At 59.3% G+C, this 13,572-nt stretch carries 12 protein-coding genes; 8 read left to right on the top strand and 4 right to left on the bottom strand.

From position 1 onward, the window contains the following. Positions 1-21: 21 nt before the first annotated feature. The 3 genes from ACYQ15_RS12230 to alr are packed head-to-tail and all read right to left on the bottom strand — an operon-like array spanning position 22 to position 5,103. Positions 22-1,548 (bottom strand): glutamate-cysteine ligase family protein, encoded by a 1,527-nt coding sequence (locus ACYQ15_RS12230; RefSeq protein ID WP_459937792.1) that lies wholly within the window; start codon positions 1,546-1,548, stop codon positions 22-24. After that, positions 1,545-3,956 carry an MFS transporter gene (locus tag ACYQ15_RS12235; protein ID WP_459937793.1) on the bottom strand — a complete coding sequence of 804 codons (2,412 nt, stop codon included), beginning with the start codon at positions 3,954-3,956 and terminating at the stop codon, positions 1,545-1,547. Before ACYQ15_RS12235 ends, ACYQ15_RS12230 begins: the two co-directional genes overlap by 4 nt. 7 nt (positions 3,957-3,963) lie before the next feature. Next, positions 3,964-5,103, bottom strand: a complete 1,140-nt coding sequence (gene alr / locus ACYQ15_RS12240; protein ID WP_459937794.1) for an alanine racemase — start codon at positions 5,101-5,103, stop codon at positions 3,964-3,966. Positions 5,104-5,823: 720 nt separating this feature from the next. Between alr and ACYQ15_RS12245 the strand changes: the two genes are divergently transcribed. The 6 genes from ACYQ15_RS12245 (at position 5,824) to istB (ending at position 11,661) form a co-directional block, all read left to right on the top strand. Next, complete coding sequence (locus ACYQ15_RS12245; protein WP_459937795.1) at positions 5,824-6,531, top strand: response regulator transcription factor; 708 nt, start codon at positions 5,824-5,826, stop codon at positions 6,529-6,531. Further along, positions 6,528-7,439: a 7TM-DISM domain-containing protein gene (locus tag ACYQ15_RS12250; RefSeq protein ID WP_459937796.1), complete on the top strand. Its 912-nt coding sequence runs from the start codon at positions 6,528-6,530 to the stop codon at positions 7,437-7,439. The genes ACYQ15_RS12245 and ACYQ15_RS12250 overlap by 4 nt, the downstream gene beginning before the upstream one ends. Before the next feature lie 770 nt (positions 7,440-8,209). Then, complete coding sequence (locus ACYQ15_RS12255; protein WP_459937797.1) at positions 8,210-8,617, top strand: hypothetical protein; 408 nt, start codon at positions 8,210-8,212, stop codon at positions 8,615-8,617. Then, a complete protein-coding gene (locus ACYQ15_RS12260) occupies positions 8,614-9,405 on the top strand; it encodes a ParB/RepB/Spo0J family partition protein (RefSeq protein WP_459937798.1) in 792 nt (263 codons plus the stop codon). Before ACYQ15_RS12255 ends, ACYQ15_RS12260 begins: the two co-directional genes overlap by 4 nt. Continuing rightward, positions 9,402-10,910, top strand: coding sequence for an IS21 family transposase (istA, locus tag ACYQ15_RS12265; protein ID WP_459937799.1), 1,509 nt, complete (start codon positions 9,402-9,404; stop codon positions 10,908-10,910). Before ACYQ15_RS12260 ends, istA begins: the two co-directional genes overlap by 4 nt. Further along, complete coding sequence (gene istB, locus ACYQ15_RS12270) at positions 10,891-11,661, top strand: IS21-like element helper ATPase IstB (protein ID WP_459937800.1); 771 nt, start codon at positions 10,891-10,893, stop codon at positions 11,659-11,661. Before istA ends, istB begins: the two co-directional genes overlap by 20 nt. 230 nt (positions 11,662-11,891) lie before the next feature. On the opposite strand, the gene ACYQ15_RS12275 is transcribed toward istB, so the two are convergent. After that, complete coding sequence (locus ACYQ15_RS12275) at positions 11,892-12,116, bottom strand: hypothetical protein (RefSeq protein WP_459937801.1); 225 nt, start codon at positions 12,114-12,116, stop codon at positions 11,892-11,894. 216 nt (positions 12,117-12,332) lie between these two features. Between ACYQ15_RS12275 and ACYQ15_RS12280 the strand changes: the two genes are divergently transcribed. Together ACYQ15_RS12280 and ACYQ15_RS12285 are read left to right on the top strand one after the other, a co-directional pair. Further along, a complete protein-coding gene (locus ACYQ15_RS12280) occupies positions 12,333-12,734 on the top strand; it encodes a hypothetical protein (RefSeq protein ID WP_459937802.1) in 402 nt (133 codons plus the stop codon). An 11-nt stretch (positions 12,735-12,745) separates the two neighbouring features. After that, complete coding sequence (locus tag ACYQ15_RS12285; RefSeq protein ID WP_459937803.1) at positions 12,746-13,435, top strand: integrase core domain-containing protein; 690 nt, start codon at positions 12,746-12,748, stop codon at positions 13,433-13,435. Positions 13,436-13,572 lie beyond the last annotated feature (137 nt).

Raw genomic sequence — 13,572 nt, forward strand, 5'->3', positions numbered from 1 at the left:
AGCGACGCGGAGGGACGGTTTTCAGACCGGAATCACCCGGCGGGCGAGAATCAGTTCGCGCAGGCGTTGCTCCGGTGGGCCGCTGGATTGCGCAAAGCGGGCCAGGGCTCGGTCCGCTCCGGTTTTTCCGGTCCGCAGCACCCAGAGCGGGTAGGCCAGGGTCCAGGCCTGGTCCGCGGCCAAGGCATTGCCGGCGATGTCCAGGACAGCGGCACAGACTCGGCGCAGCGTGACCCCGCCAGACTCGCCGTCCAGGGCACTCCGCACGGCCTGCTCCCGCAGGCTGATCCAATCCGACCAGGCATGACCGGCCACCAATCGCCTAGTCCGGTCCAAATCCCGCAACAATCCATATTGCAGCGCACTGGGCGATACTGTGGCCGAGGCGCCGACCTCCTCTCCGGCCAGGTCCAGCAGTTCCTGGTCCGCGAAGGTGGCCCCGGCGGCTCGCCCTTCCAGGTAGCAGAACGCCGCGTGGTCCTGAAAAAAGGCTTCCAACCGGTCCGGTTGTTCCTCGAGCAGGGCCAGGAAGCGCTCCAGGTCCGGCGGTGGATCGGCAAAAGCGTAACGCAACCGGCAGTCGCTGTACTGGGCGAACTGATGGTCTTCCAGGTGGCGGATGGAGGGCGCCACGATCTTGGGGTTTCCCGGTCCATAGGGCGCGGCCCAGCGTGGGCCGCCGCGCAAAAAGTCCAAGAGGGGCGGATCGCCGGGCGCGAGCAGGATTTGGCTGATGCTTTTGCCCTGGCCATGGTTCTCGGCGAACCACATCTGGGTGTCCGGGCCGAACATCCACGTCAGATAGTCGGCCAGATTCCGGAACGGCTGCCTGGGAGCGCGGTGCAGCTTGCAATCGCCGGGCATCCGGGAGCAGTCCAGCTGGCGCGGCCAGATGGTCAGCCTGTTTTCCTTGTTCGGAGCGAGAGCGCCGGCCTCGAAGGGGCTGTTGGCATACAGGGCAATGAAGGCCGGGGCCAGGGCCAGCAGGCAGTTCAGGCCGCTGACGGCCCGGCTGAACTCAATCCCGGTGCTGGGGCTGTTCTGGGCCTTGGCGTCGAACCCGGACATGTGGTTCCAGCCGCGGTGCAGGATCTGGTAGTCGTAGATGGCCTTGGGCGCCCGGTGCGCGAAGTAGAAGTCCTCGTCCACCGAAACGGCGGGATGCTCGCTGAAATTCACCAGCATGGCCCCTTCCCGGTCCAGGGCCGCGCTGACGTCCCGGATTTCCTGGCGAATCATCGCGGCTAGGTCGAAGAGGCTGTTTGCACCGCCGGCCACCGGGCCCAGGGAACTTTCCAGGTTGTTGAAGCCGTTGTCCACGGAGTGCAAACCGCGCTGACTGCGCAGGCCGTATTCCCGCCCGCTGTTTTGCAGAAGCCGCGTGGTCAGGCCCTGTTCCGCGAGAATTTGGGACAGGTTGGCGAAATAGCCGCGCACCGGATGGGTCGCGCCGCTGGCGGCACTGGCCGTGGGCATTTCCAGCTCCACGCCCAGGCTGAATTGGTCAGTGCCCATGGCGGCCATGGAGTCACCCTTTTTGTTCGTCATCCGTCGGCCCCCCGCTCCCGGGCCAGCAACAGAAACAGTCCGGACAGCACCATGTAGCCCAGGCCCAGGACCACGAGCCCCTGGGCAATGCTGACGCCGGACATGAGCAGACCCAGCAGGATCGGACCAAGCATCTGCCCCAGCTTGTCCATGGCCCGTTGGATGGCCATGGCCTTGCCCGGCCCCAGCTCCTGGGTGGCGCGCGACTTGAGGGCAAAGGCGGTCTGGGCCGAGGAGCCGATGCTGCTGGCCACGCCGAGCAGGAAAATGGCCGCCATCACCGCCGTGAAGCCCTGGTGCGTGTAGAGCAGGGCCAGCCCAAGCCCCCCCACCAGGCCGCCCGCGACGATGAACGGCGTTTTCCGCTCCTGGCGGTCCACGATCTTGCTGATCTGCGGGGCCAGATACACCACGGACAGACCGTAAATCATCAACACCCGGCCAATGTCCGATTGGTTCACGCCCAGTTGGTCCAGGTACAGCGGCGTGGCGAAGAACAGCAGCCCCACCTGGCAAATGGAAAACGGGATGACGCAGCAAAAAATCAGGGCAAAGGTGTTCCGATTGGTCAGGTAGCGCAGCAGGGCGCGCGGTTCGACCAGAACCGCGGGGCCTTTTGCGACCTGGACCGGAATCCGGCGCATGAACAGGAAAAAGAGGATCAGCGAGCAGGCCATCAGTATCGCCCCGACCAGAAAAACCGTGCTGAAACCCACCCGTTCAGCCAGCATTCCGCCCAGAGCCGTACCGCAGATATGTCCGGAAAAAATTCCGGCCACGAAATGGGAACTGCCCTGGGCCCGGGTGGAGGGGGTGGATTGGGTGAAGAGAAAGGTTTGCAGGGACATCCAGGACAGGCCGTAACCCAGGCCGCAGACCCCGCGGGCCAGAATATACTGCAGGCCGTTGCCGGCCTGGGAACAGAAGAAGAGCCCAGCGGCCGTGACCAGCACCCCGGCCAGAAACGGCGGCCGCCAGCCCCGTTTGTCCGCTGCGGCCCCGGCAAGCAGGGAGGCCAGCAGGGCGCAAAGCATCTCCAGGGAAATTGGCAGCCCGAGTACCAGGTCCATGGGTAGACCCCACATCGGAGTGTACAGCTCGCGCATTTGCAGCGGCACGAAGGAGACGGGCAGCGCAAAGGCGAACAGGAACGCGAAGGCCGCGAATCGGGCCAGAAGCAGGGTGTCCAGGTTCTCCCGGTCCGTGTTGAGCGGTTGGTTTTCCTCTGGACGCGCCTTGATCCGGCTGATCAGAAAATACAGCTGCTCCACGATGAACAGCGAGGCGATCAGGGCCACGGTCAACGAGTCCACCAGGATTTTCCAAAGCACCGCATGCAGGACCGTCGCGTTCAAGGTGGCCCGCAGGCTGCCGACCGGAATATCCGGGTCCGGTCCCGTCACGGGCAGGACTATGGTCAAGTCGGCGGCGGACAAGAACAAGGATGGTCTTTCCGCTTCCCCGGCGGCATGAGCCTGCACTTGGGCCTGGGCCAGGGGAGCGCCTTGAGCGTCTTGCAGATCCAACCTCGCCACCTCTGGGTTGTTCTCCAGTATTTCCAACAGGTATTCGTCCATCCGGCTGACCCGTTCCAGGCTGATCCCTCGAGCCAGAACCCGCTCCACTTCCTGGCGCAGCAGGTCCAGTTGGGCCTGAACCCGTTCCGTGAGCACGCGGACATGGTCATGGTGGAATTGGTGGGCGTTCAGCCCGGAAAAAGCGATTTGGGCCAGAATCGTAACCAGCAGCACGCGGAAGAAAATCTTGCGGCGCAGGGCGGTCATATCCGCCTCCCGGACGTGGCGCAGGAGCAGGAACAGCGCCAGGGCCGCGACGGCGGAGATGGCCAGTCCGTAAAGCAGACGCTGTTGCCAAAACAGACGCACGCCATCGCGAATGTTCTGCCTGGAAAAGACGAAGACCACGGTGCCGGCCGAAACAACGGGACTTTCGCCGCCCATCCAGGATTGTCCCGGTCCGAACAGCGGCATGGCGATCTGATAGGTTTCCGGCGTCTCCCGGACATCCAGCAGTGGATCGGCCAGGGAAATGGTCTTTCCTTGCTCGCCAGGGGGTAAATCCAGAAACGTCGGGAATTGATCAATGGGCCGCAGGCTGTACAGAAAATCACCGTGTTCCGCATAGACCGCGATATTCTTCAAATCTTCGTAATTCTCCGCGGCCCGGGCGATGAGCTTGTCCATGCCCAGCAGGTTGTCCAGGGGCTTGCCGAAGCGCAACGCGCCCTCCACCTGGCGCTTGAAATCCTTCTGGGGCACGACGTACCGGGCCAGCTCCGAGGCCACGTGAATCTTTTCGAAGGAATTGGCCACCAGCACGACCATGAAGGCCTGGGAAAGGAGCAGAATCAAGATCGCGATGAGGGTGATTTTCTGGGTGTCGCGCATGGCTTGTTCAGGACCGTGGATAGACTTTACGGGCGGCCTGGAGCATCGGGGTGAGCAGCTCCCAGGTGGACCGGCCCAGGGCCTGGCCGACGGCGTGCATGTTCACCGCTTCTCCGGCCAGGAGCACTTCGTCGCCGGGTTTAACCCGGGGTGCATGGCTGACGTCAAGCAGGGATTGGGCCAGGGCCGGTTTGCCGATCATCATGGCGGGCCGACCCTGAACCAGGGGCTGGAAATTCCCGGCCAGATCGCCGTGCAGGCCCTGGGCGTAGCCGCCGTGGATCACCGCTATCCGTCCGTCATGGGCCATCCGGTGGGCGCGGTGATACCCGACATGGACGCCGGCTTGGACCGAGCGGACCTGCAAGATCCGCGTGGTCAGCTCGGCAATGGGCCGGAGGCGGTCCGTCCAGGTGTTGGGCCGCTCCAGGAAGCCGTAGAACAGCGTGCCCACCCGCAGGGCGTTGAATCGGCCGGAACAAAGTTCGTCGGGAAATCCCAGCAGGCCGGTGGAGCTGCCAAGATGGACCATCGGCGGCAAAAGGCCCTGTTCCTCCAGGTATTCGCAGAACATGGCGAAGATGATGATCTGGCAACGGGTGGCGGCGTTGCTCGCCGCGTCGTCATGAAAGGTGGAGGACAGATGGCTGTATACGCCATCGACCCGCACATGGGGCATTTTGGCGAGGTCGGCCATCACCTGTCCGGCTCGGCCCGGATCCACCCCGAACCGGAACAGGCCGGTATCCACCTTGAGGTGCACCGTGACGACCCGGCCGGGACAAGACCGCAAGCCGGCCAGCCGGGCCGCGAACTCCTCATCCGGCACGGTCAGGGTCAGGTCATGGGTCAATGCGTCGTGCAAATCCGGGTACAGGGGGTCGCTGAGTACGAGGATCGGGCCGGATAGACCGGCTTGACGCAGGACAATGCCTTCCGTGATCGAGCCGACCACCAGCTGTTCGACCCCGCACTGCTTGAGCGCCCGGGCGACGGGGATCGCGCCGTGGCCGTACGCGTCGCATTTGATCACGCCCATCAGCTGAACATGAGCCGGGACCCGGGCGCGGACCATTGCCATGTTGGCCCGAAGACGGTCCAGGTGAATGACGGCGGTCAAGTCCGGGCAGGAAGCAGACTGTGGCATTGAATATGGTGTAAGAGAGACCACTTGTGTTTTTGGGCGTTCATGTTGTATCGATGGTCAATTCCGTGAAATGCCTTTGTTTATCTACGGCATACCGCGATCAGGACATGGAGCAGGCCAATGTTCAAAGCAAAGCGTATGTCATGTATATGGCTGGGCCGCAATTGAAGATCATGGTGAATTTGCAAGCGTCAAGCAATGGTGATTGATATCATCTGGACCGCACTCAAACAGGAAAAAACGACCATGCACCGCGGCATCAAACATACACGAAAATCGTGGACTTCACATTGACGCTCTGTATTGTCGGGCTGGTCATGTCCGGCACGGCTTTCGCCCAGCGTTGCATGGACAATAAAAATGGGACTGTGACGGACGACGACACGAGACTTGTCTGATAAAATGACATGGTCGGACAAACCCAAGACTGATCGAACCAACATGACTGCCTCTGGCTTGCGCCGGACGGGCACACCGGGTGGCGCCTGCCGGACAGGCAGGAATTGCTGGACCTGTACGATTCACCGTGCAAGCATATGATGACGGTAAAACCTGATGGTATTGGTCATCTACTGTTTTCGATCTGGAGGAGAACCATGCACTTGCCGTACATTTTTCAGGCGGGACTATGTGGCAACTTCGTGGCAACAAGTACCATGTTCGTGTAGTGCGTCAAGCCGGGTGATGTTGTCAGGCAAGGATGAGTTTGCGGGTTTTTCCATGAACGCCGACCACCTTTTCCTCTTGCGCGAGATGACCGTTCTCCTGGCCGAGGATGATGCGCAAGCGCGGGCTTCGCTGGCTCGAACCTTGCGCATGTTCTTCAGGCAGGTGCTGGAAGCCGGTGACGGCAGCCAGGCCCTCGCCCTGTTCGAGGCCCAGACCATCCATTTGGCCATCCTGGACATCACCATGCCCGGGCCGAGCGGCCTGGAAGTGGCAGCTCTGATCCGAGAGACCGACCCGGACCTGCCCGTGCTGATCCTGACCGGCCACGCGGAACCGGCCTTGATGCGCCAGGCCGTGCAATTGCGACTGATGGACTATCTGATCAAGCCGGTGGAACTGGACGCCTTGCAGGAGGCGCTGATCCAGTGCGTGAAGGAGATGCGCAACCGGGATCGGCTGGAGGTGCGGCTGGCCGGAGGCGTTGTTCTCAACCCAGCCACCGGCATTGCCCTGGTCCAAGGCCACCCCGTGCAATTGACGGCCAAGGAGCGACAATTCCTTAACTACCTGGCGCGCCGCCGGGGCAGTTTCGTGGAGCCCTATCGGATTTGCCTGGAAATGTCTCCCGGCGAGGAGTTCAGCCTGGAGGCTTTGCGCAACCTGGTCAGTCGACTGCGGGCCAAGATTGGCCATGAAGTCGTGCACTGCACCCGTGATTTGGGCTACATGATGCCGCAAGCGGACGAAGAATCGGCATGATTGAACGGTCCGCGCCTCCCTGCAACGCCCTGCTACCGCTCTTTGTCCGTCCGCCGTACTGCCTGGGGAGTCTTGGAACCTTTTCCGGGGCCCGCTTCATGGCCATTGCCGCAACAGTTTTCCTTGTCATTGTCATGGCTCGGGGCACGGCCCTGGGAGCATCCGGCGGCTTTGACCTGGCCAGTCTGGAGGAGAAGGCCCCTTTGCTTGGCATGATGGACTACCTGCCGGATTCCGAATCCAACCTGACCTGGCAAACCGCCTTGGCCGTCGAGGGCTGGCAGCCGTTGACCTTGCCCCGGCTGGGGTATCTCCGGCATCCAATCTGGACCCGGGTGGAGGTGGTCAATTCCAGCCCGCTGCCCAGGACGGTCATCCTGTACAACCAGCGGCCGCTGCTCGCGCACCTGACCGTGTTCGTCCTGGCCGAAGACGAACTCCTGGAACAACGGGAGCTGGGCTTTTTCGAGCCGAGGGATCCGCGACGGGACACCATCCACCGCCTGTCCAACATGCCCGTCACCCTGGCCCCTGGGGAATCCCGGACCATTCTCGCCCGCCTGGACACCAGAGGCTTGATGGAGGCGGACTGGATCGCCTCCTCCGAGGCCGCCTTTGCCCGCAAATCGCAGCGGGAATTGATGATCCTGGGGCTGTACTGCGGCATCATGCTGGCCCTGATGGGCCAGATGCTGTTCTTCTGGCAGACCTACCGCAAGCCGTGGTTCCTGATCCTGGCCGGCTACGCCCTGTGTTTTCTGCTCTACATGCTCATCATTCACGGCGGCGCCCGGCTTGTTGACCCGGGGATTCCGCCCCAGACGCTGGTCGCCGCGGCCGGAACGTTCATCTTCATGGCCGTTCTGTGCCTGATTGCCTTTTCCATCTCCATTCTGGACATGGCGTGACACCGCCACCCCAGACCGGACCCATGTGAGTCAGTTTGTATGAAATCCTGGTGTGGCGGAAGTGGTGCTTGTGTATTTCCTTCCTTTTTTTTCTTCCGTATCTTCTTTTTTCTCTTGTGTGTGCAAACACACTCGATTTACTTCCTGTTTTTCTTCCGGTTGATATGACGGTTCGGGTTGCTTGCCCCTGACCATCTGACTTCGCCGCACACATGGTGAGGCATAAAAAAGGCTCGGAGTCTGAACCCTCCGAGCCTTCGTCGTGGTCAACCGCTGATGACGGCAGCCCACACTTTCCACTTCCTTTGATACTCCGGCTGTCGTTTCCTTGCAAGGCCGGAGGTCGTCACCATCGTCCCGCTCATCACTGTACCATGCCGACGTTGTCGGGTGAAATTTTGCGTTTGCCGGTCTTGCTGGCGAGGGCAGGCCTTTTGCTGCGCACGTTGCCGATCCGAGGCCAGGCGCGAATCGCTCAATCGTTATCAGAGGCGATACCGCAAGACGCGCAAGGGTAAGGCGCAGCACTGTCTTGGCGAGAGACGTCGCCGGTTGAAAAAAAAATCAAAAGGCATGGATGATCAAGGTTCACCACCTTTGGGCGGTTGCGTTAATCTCCCTTGCAACCTTGGTCCGGGAACCGAAAACAGCGGACCGAGGGCGGGCTATCTCCCGCATCGTTGCCGATTTTGCGGTGCTGCCGGAGAGATAGTGAAGGGGTTTTGGGTCAGGGGCGGCAGGATGCGTCCTGAAAACCACAGGAGGGGACCATGGTGGAAAAGAGAGTGATCAATGCGCAGCGTCAGCGGAGCATTCAAGGCAGCTTTGCCTTCATCCAGCATCGTTTCCTGCGCGACGGCTTCTGGCAGAAGCTGTCCGTGCAGGAGCTGGTTTTGTATTTTTTTCTGATCCTCGTCGCGAACGACAAAGGCCTGTCGTACTACAGCTACGAGAAAATCCTCGCCATCACGGGGCTGAACCTGGATGAGTACATTCAAGCCAGGGACGGGCTAATCGACAAGGATCTGCTGGCCTTTGACGGACGCCTGTTCCAGATCCTCTCCTTGCCGGTGAAACCGGTGGGTCGAGAGTCTCGTCATGTGTCCATTCAGGAAGAACAGTACGCGAAGAACCTAGCCGGGGCTCGGCGCATCCGGCAGGCGGTTCAGGGCAGATGAAAAGCTTTTCCCTGTCTCTGGACCAGATCGACATGCGCCTGCTTCCCTTGCGCAGGCCGCCTCAGGTCGCGGTTGGGCGCATGACCGACGCCCTTAGGAAGCAAGGGCAACTGACTCCGGCCATTGTCGCGGACAAGGTGCTGGTGGACGGCTTCAAGCGGTATGCCGCGTCCCAGGCTCTGGGACGTGACCGCATCGAGGCCATGACCATTGATGCGGACCTAGTGCGGGCCAAGGCCATGACCTTGCTCTTGAATCTCGGAAGATCCCCAAGCCTTGTCCAGGAGGCCCTGCTGGTCAAGGAACTGGTGGAGGTCGACGGATTGAGCCAGACCGAGGCCGCCTCACTCCTGGACAGACACAAGAGCTGGGTCAGTCGGCGGCTGCTGTTCATCAATTCCCTGGGGCCGGAGATCATCAAGGACATCCAGCTGGAACTGCTGCCCCCAGGGTCCGGTGTGCATCTGGCGCGGTTGCACACCTGCAACCAGCCGGACTTCTCCGCGGCCATTCAGGGCCATCGGCTCAACGTCGGCGAGGTCCGGACTCTGGTTGATCTGTGGTCCAAGGCCAAAGACCAGGAACTCAAAAAATACCTGCTCCACGATCCCAGGCAGGCCCTTGCTGTGCATCAAGAACAGCAGAGCGTGCAAAAAGTCTTGAACCGTCTCTGGAAGATATTCGCATCCTTGGAAAAAAACCTTGCTCACCAGGAACACTGCCGGTCTGCCCTGGAACTGGTCAAAAAATCCCTACAAACCCTCAACACGATACTGGAGGAAACATGAGCCGCATCAGTGAAGAACAAAGAACCATGGTGCGCCGAGTCTTTCAGGAAACGGGCTCGTTACGCGCCACGGCAAAACAGACCGGGGTCAGCCGCAATGCCGTGCGGCGCGAGCTCAAAAGAAGCAGCTCGCCGGCACACGCCGTCAAAAAGGCCTCGTTCAGGAACGGCAAGCTGACTCCGTTCAAAAGCAAGATCGAGTATCTGGCCCGGGAGAAAGATCTTTCCGGGGTGCGCATCCTGGAGGAGATTCAGGAACTCGGCTACAAAGGCGGATACTCCATCCTCAAGGAGTATCTGCGCAAGGTCCGGCCCAAGCCCCGCAAAAGAGCCACAGCGCCCATCGACCATCCGCCGGGACACGAGGGCCAGATGGACTGGAGCGAGCATAAGGTCGCCATGGGCGGTCGCGTTCTGAGCGTACAGACGGGCTCCATCGTTTTGTGCTTCAGCCGGTGGATCTTCACCCGCATCTTTCTGGACCAGACCCTGGAGAGCGTCATCGCCCTGCACGAGCAGGCTTTCCAGGAACTGGGGGCCGTGCCTGAAATCATGACCTACGACAACATGACCACGGTGGGAAGGCATGTCGGGCCGGGAAAGGTTGAGATCAATCTGAGCTTCGAACGCTTTGCCCAGGAGTACGGGTTCAAGATCGTCATCCTGCCACCGGGCAAAAAAGAGCGCCACGGCATGGTGGAACGCCCCTTCCACTACATCGAGAACAACTTCCTCAAAGGCAGGGAGTTCAGGGATTTGGAAGACCTCAACCAGCGCATGGATCACTGGAGGACGAGCAAAGCCAACGTCCGCATCCACGGTACGCTCAGGGAAAAACCCATGGCCCGCCTGGAACGGGAACGGTCGTTTCTCAAGCCCCTGTCCCGCAACCTGTCCGACCAAGTCTACAAGGAAGTCCAGCGCCTGGTCCACGCCGATTTCTGCATCGCAGTGGACCGCAACCGCTACAGCACGGACCCAAGCCTCATCGGCGAGCATGTCCAGGTCCGCCTCTACAAGGAGCATCTGGAAATCTGGCTGCACAACCAAATGCAATGCCGGCATGTCTATGCAACGGGCCAGGATCAAAGACAGATCCTGCCCGAGCATCAACAGCGCTACAAGAGCATGTCCGGGCAAAAGCATCTCCTGGAGCAGGCTTTCCTGCGCCTGGGAGAAACGGCCAGGATGTACTACCAGGGGCTGCTCAACGAAAAAAAAGGAGCTGCCGGCTATCACATGCAGCGCATCCTCAAGCTCGCCGACCGCCACGGCCAAGAGGTCGTACTCGGCGCCCTCAACTACGCTGCCAAGTACGGCGCCTACGACGCGCAAACCGTGTTACGCGTCATTAGTGGCCAAAAGTTGCGGTCTGGGCAAGCCGCGGCCATGCCCGACAACGTCCGCCAATGGCTCAAGGCCCAGGCCGTACAACAGCATGACCTGGGGCGTTACGACAAACTGATTCAAGGCCAGGAGGTACAGGATGGACCAAATCCTGCTTGAGAAAGTCCAAAAGGATCTGAAAACCCTCCTGCTCAAGGATATGGCTGAGTCCCTGGTGGCCAGCCTGCACCACGCCGTGCAGGAAAGGCAAGGCCATTTGGAGTTCATCAGCCACCTGCTGGACGCTCAGATCACCGGAAGGCGGCAACGTGCCGTGCAGCGCCGCATCGACAAGGCCTGCTTTCCCAGGCACATGACCTTTGAAAACTTCGACTGGAACTTCCAGCCTGGGCTCAATGTCGAGCACCTCAAAAACTTGCGCCAGCTCGCCTTTGTGCGCGACAAAAGCCCCTTGCTGATCCTCGGCGCTTCCGGGTGCGGCAAAACCCATATCGCTGCGGCTCTCGGCATCAAGGCTTGTGAACTCGGCATCAAGGTCAGGTTCGCCAGGTTGCAGGAAATCCTGGCCCAGCTTTATGCCAGTCTGGCCGACGACTCCACCGACGAACTCCTGGTCGGATTGTCCAAACTGGACCTTCTAATCCTCGACGACGTCAGTTATATCCGCACCAAGCACGAATATCCCAGCCTGTTCCTGGACTTGGTCAACGCATGCCAGGACAAGGCCTGCCTAGTCGTGACCTCCTACCTCAGCATCGAAGACTGGGGCACGGCCCTGGGAAACCCCTCCGTGATCAACGCCGTGGTCGATAGACTCTTCCACCGCGCCGAAATCCTGCACATCCACCCAGCCGTAAGCTATCGCACTCACGGCCCACACGCCCCTAAAATCCCGACTAGAATCGAGTAAGCAATACTCTCATCCGTCTTCGAAAAAGGGTCAGGCTTTCCATCGAAAGCCTGACCCTTTTTTTACGTTATCCACCCGCATTCAACCTTATCCCTGCAATGCACAGGTCGAACAAGACGTGGCCAGATTGCGATCTCGCTGTACCTGGCTACAGACAACACCGGGCCTGGTTGTTGACCTTCATAGTGCATTAAAAATCACTGCGAAAGCGCAATTCAGGTGAAATATCATCAATGCAAGAAAATTGTTGCAAATTCCTGTGAATCATATCCATAAAATCGAATATCAACCAAGCACAAAATAAAAAAAGATATGTAGCAGAATGCTGGAAGGTGGGTTCGATTGGAAACCGGCAGGCAAGGGTCCGGTGCAGACCGGCGGTGACAGATGGATTCAAGTTTTTTGCGATGCTCCTCAGTCATGTTGACTTTTGGAAGGCAGGTTTTTCTGGCCATGACTACCTCCTTTTTGATTTCGATTCAGAGATAGCCGAAAAACTTCAAAATGTAAATATATTATTGAAACGAGCTACTAGGCCAGCATTTTGGGCAACGCAAGACCGCGTTTCAAGATCAACCTGACCTTCCGGAGCATCTGTGGAGTCTATTGTCTGGGTAGTGGTATTTCTGTGCGGCTATTTTGCTGGCTTGTGCCATTCTCGGCGGTATCGGATGGACGTGGCTGCGCGTGTTCGGTTGAAATATGAGAAGTATGCCATGCGGATTGCTCTGGCTGGCTTCACGAACCGTCTATTTTCGAACCAGAACGCCAAGAAAACCAAGCCGCCGTGGAACGTGAAGCTGTCGAAAATACGTCCCGCGCTCTCTGGTTTTCAGAAACTGATCCTTGCCTTCCTGCACAGAATATCATCTCGTTTGACGCAGTTCATCCAGATCAGGCCCAATACCTTGGTCAGTTGGTGGAAAAAACGCCAAGCTTTGATCTGGGCACGAAAGTCGGCAAAGCCAATCGCCAAGCGTGGCAGGCCAGAAGTGCCGGAAGATATCAAGAACCTGGTGCTTTGCCTCAAGAAGGAAGATCCTGGCTATTCTCCACGCAGAATCGCAATATAATCAAAAGTCAGTTGAATAAATCGATCCACCCAAATACTGTCAGGAAAATCCTGAAGAAAGCAGGCTACAAGTCGGATCCGCCAGGGAAGCCGCCCAAGCGCCAGCAAGACCCAGGCTGGGGAACCTTCCTGCATTGTCATTTCACGTGCGGCATGGATTTCAAGCAGGTATTCAATATCTGCTGTAAGCCGATGTATATTTTGAACATCATCAACCATGGCACACGCGAGTTGATCTGGATGGCTGCAACCTACCATCCAACGGCGGAATGGGTTGCCCAGCAGTTACGGGAAGCCTTTCCGTTCGACACGGCCCCGAAGTTCATGGTGGTGGACCGGGACAGCATCTTCGTGCCTGTGGTCAACCAAACTCTTCCAAACATGGGCGTCAAGGTTCGGCGGATCGACTACAAATGTCCGTGGCAGAACGGGATCGTGGAGCGTTTCAATCGAACGCTTCAAGAAGACTTGTTGGACTACATTATTCCTCTGGGCGAGACGCATCTCAATCGGCTGCTGAACGATTTCAAGGTGTACAACAATACGGCTCGGCCCCATATGGCCAAGGCTGGCTTCCCTCCGGTGAAGTCACGTGCTCAAGAGAAATGCCCGAGTGAAATTCTGCCGCAAGGCTTTGCTGGCCGCAAGCTGGTGTCGTATTCTTGGCTGAACGGCCTGCATCACAGCTACGCCTGGGCATAGGGCAAAAACCTGAAATTGTTCGAAGTCTCGGATCGGCGCACGGCAGCCGAGGGATTGTTGCGTCCAATGACTGGAAGGGATAGCTCGGATACTGTTTTTTGAGCTGGGCGCGATCCCGGATCGGGAAAAATCTGTGA

The organism is Desulfonatronum parangueonense (assembly GCF_054656975.1).

Bases quoted from the DNA above. Each gene is read 5' to 3' on its own strand.
- ACYQ15_RS12230 (WP_459937792.1), bottom strand. From the start codon at position 1,548: ATGACGAACAAAAAGGGTGACTCCATGGCCGCCATGGGCACTGACCAA.
- ACYQ15_RS12250 (WP_459937796.1), top strand. From the start codon at position 6,528: ATGATTGAACGGTCCGCGCCTCCCTGCAACGCCCTGCTACCGCTCTTT.
- ACYQ15_RS12255 (WP_459937797.1), top strand. From the start codon at position 8,210: ATGGTGGAAAAGAGAGTGATCAATGCGCAGCGTCAGCGGAGCATTCAA.
- istA (WP_459937799.1), top strand. From the start codon at position 9,402: ATGAGCCGCATCAGTGAAGAACAAAGAACCATGGTGCGCCGAGTCTTT.
- ACYQ15_RS12235 (WP_459937793.1), bottom strand. From the start codon at position 3,956: ATGCGCGACACCCAGAAAATCACCCTCATCGCGATCTTGATTCTGCTC.
- ACYQ15_RS12260 (WP_459937798.1), top strand. From the start codon at position 8,614: ATGAAAAGCTTTTCCCTGTCTCTGGACCAGATCGACATGCGCCTGCTT.
- ACYQ15_RS12275 (WP_459937801.1), bottom strand. From the start codon at position 12,116: ATGGCCAGAAAAACCTGCCTTCCAAAAGTCAACATGACTGAGGAGCAT.
- alr (WP_459937794.1), bottom strand. From the start codon at position 5,103: ATGCCACAGTCTGCTTCCTGCCCGGACTTGACCGCCGTCATTCACCTG.
- istB (WP_459937800.1), top strand. From the start codon at position 10,891: ATGGACCAAATCCTGCTTGAGAAAGTCCAAAAGGATCTGAAAACCCTC.
- ACYQ15_RS12280 (WP_459937802.1), top strand. From the start codon at position 12,333: ATGGACGTGGCTGCGCGTGTTCGGTTGAAATATGAGAAGTATGCCATG.
- ACYQ15_RS12245 (WP_459937795.1), top strand. From the start codon at position 5,824: ATGAACGCCGACCACCTTTTCCTCTTGCGCGAGATGACCGTTCTCCTG.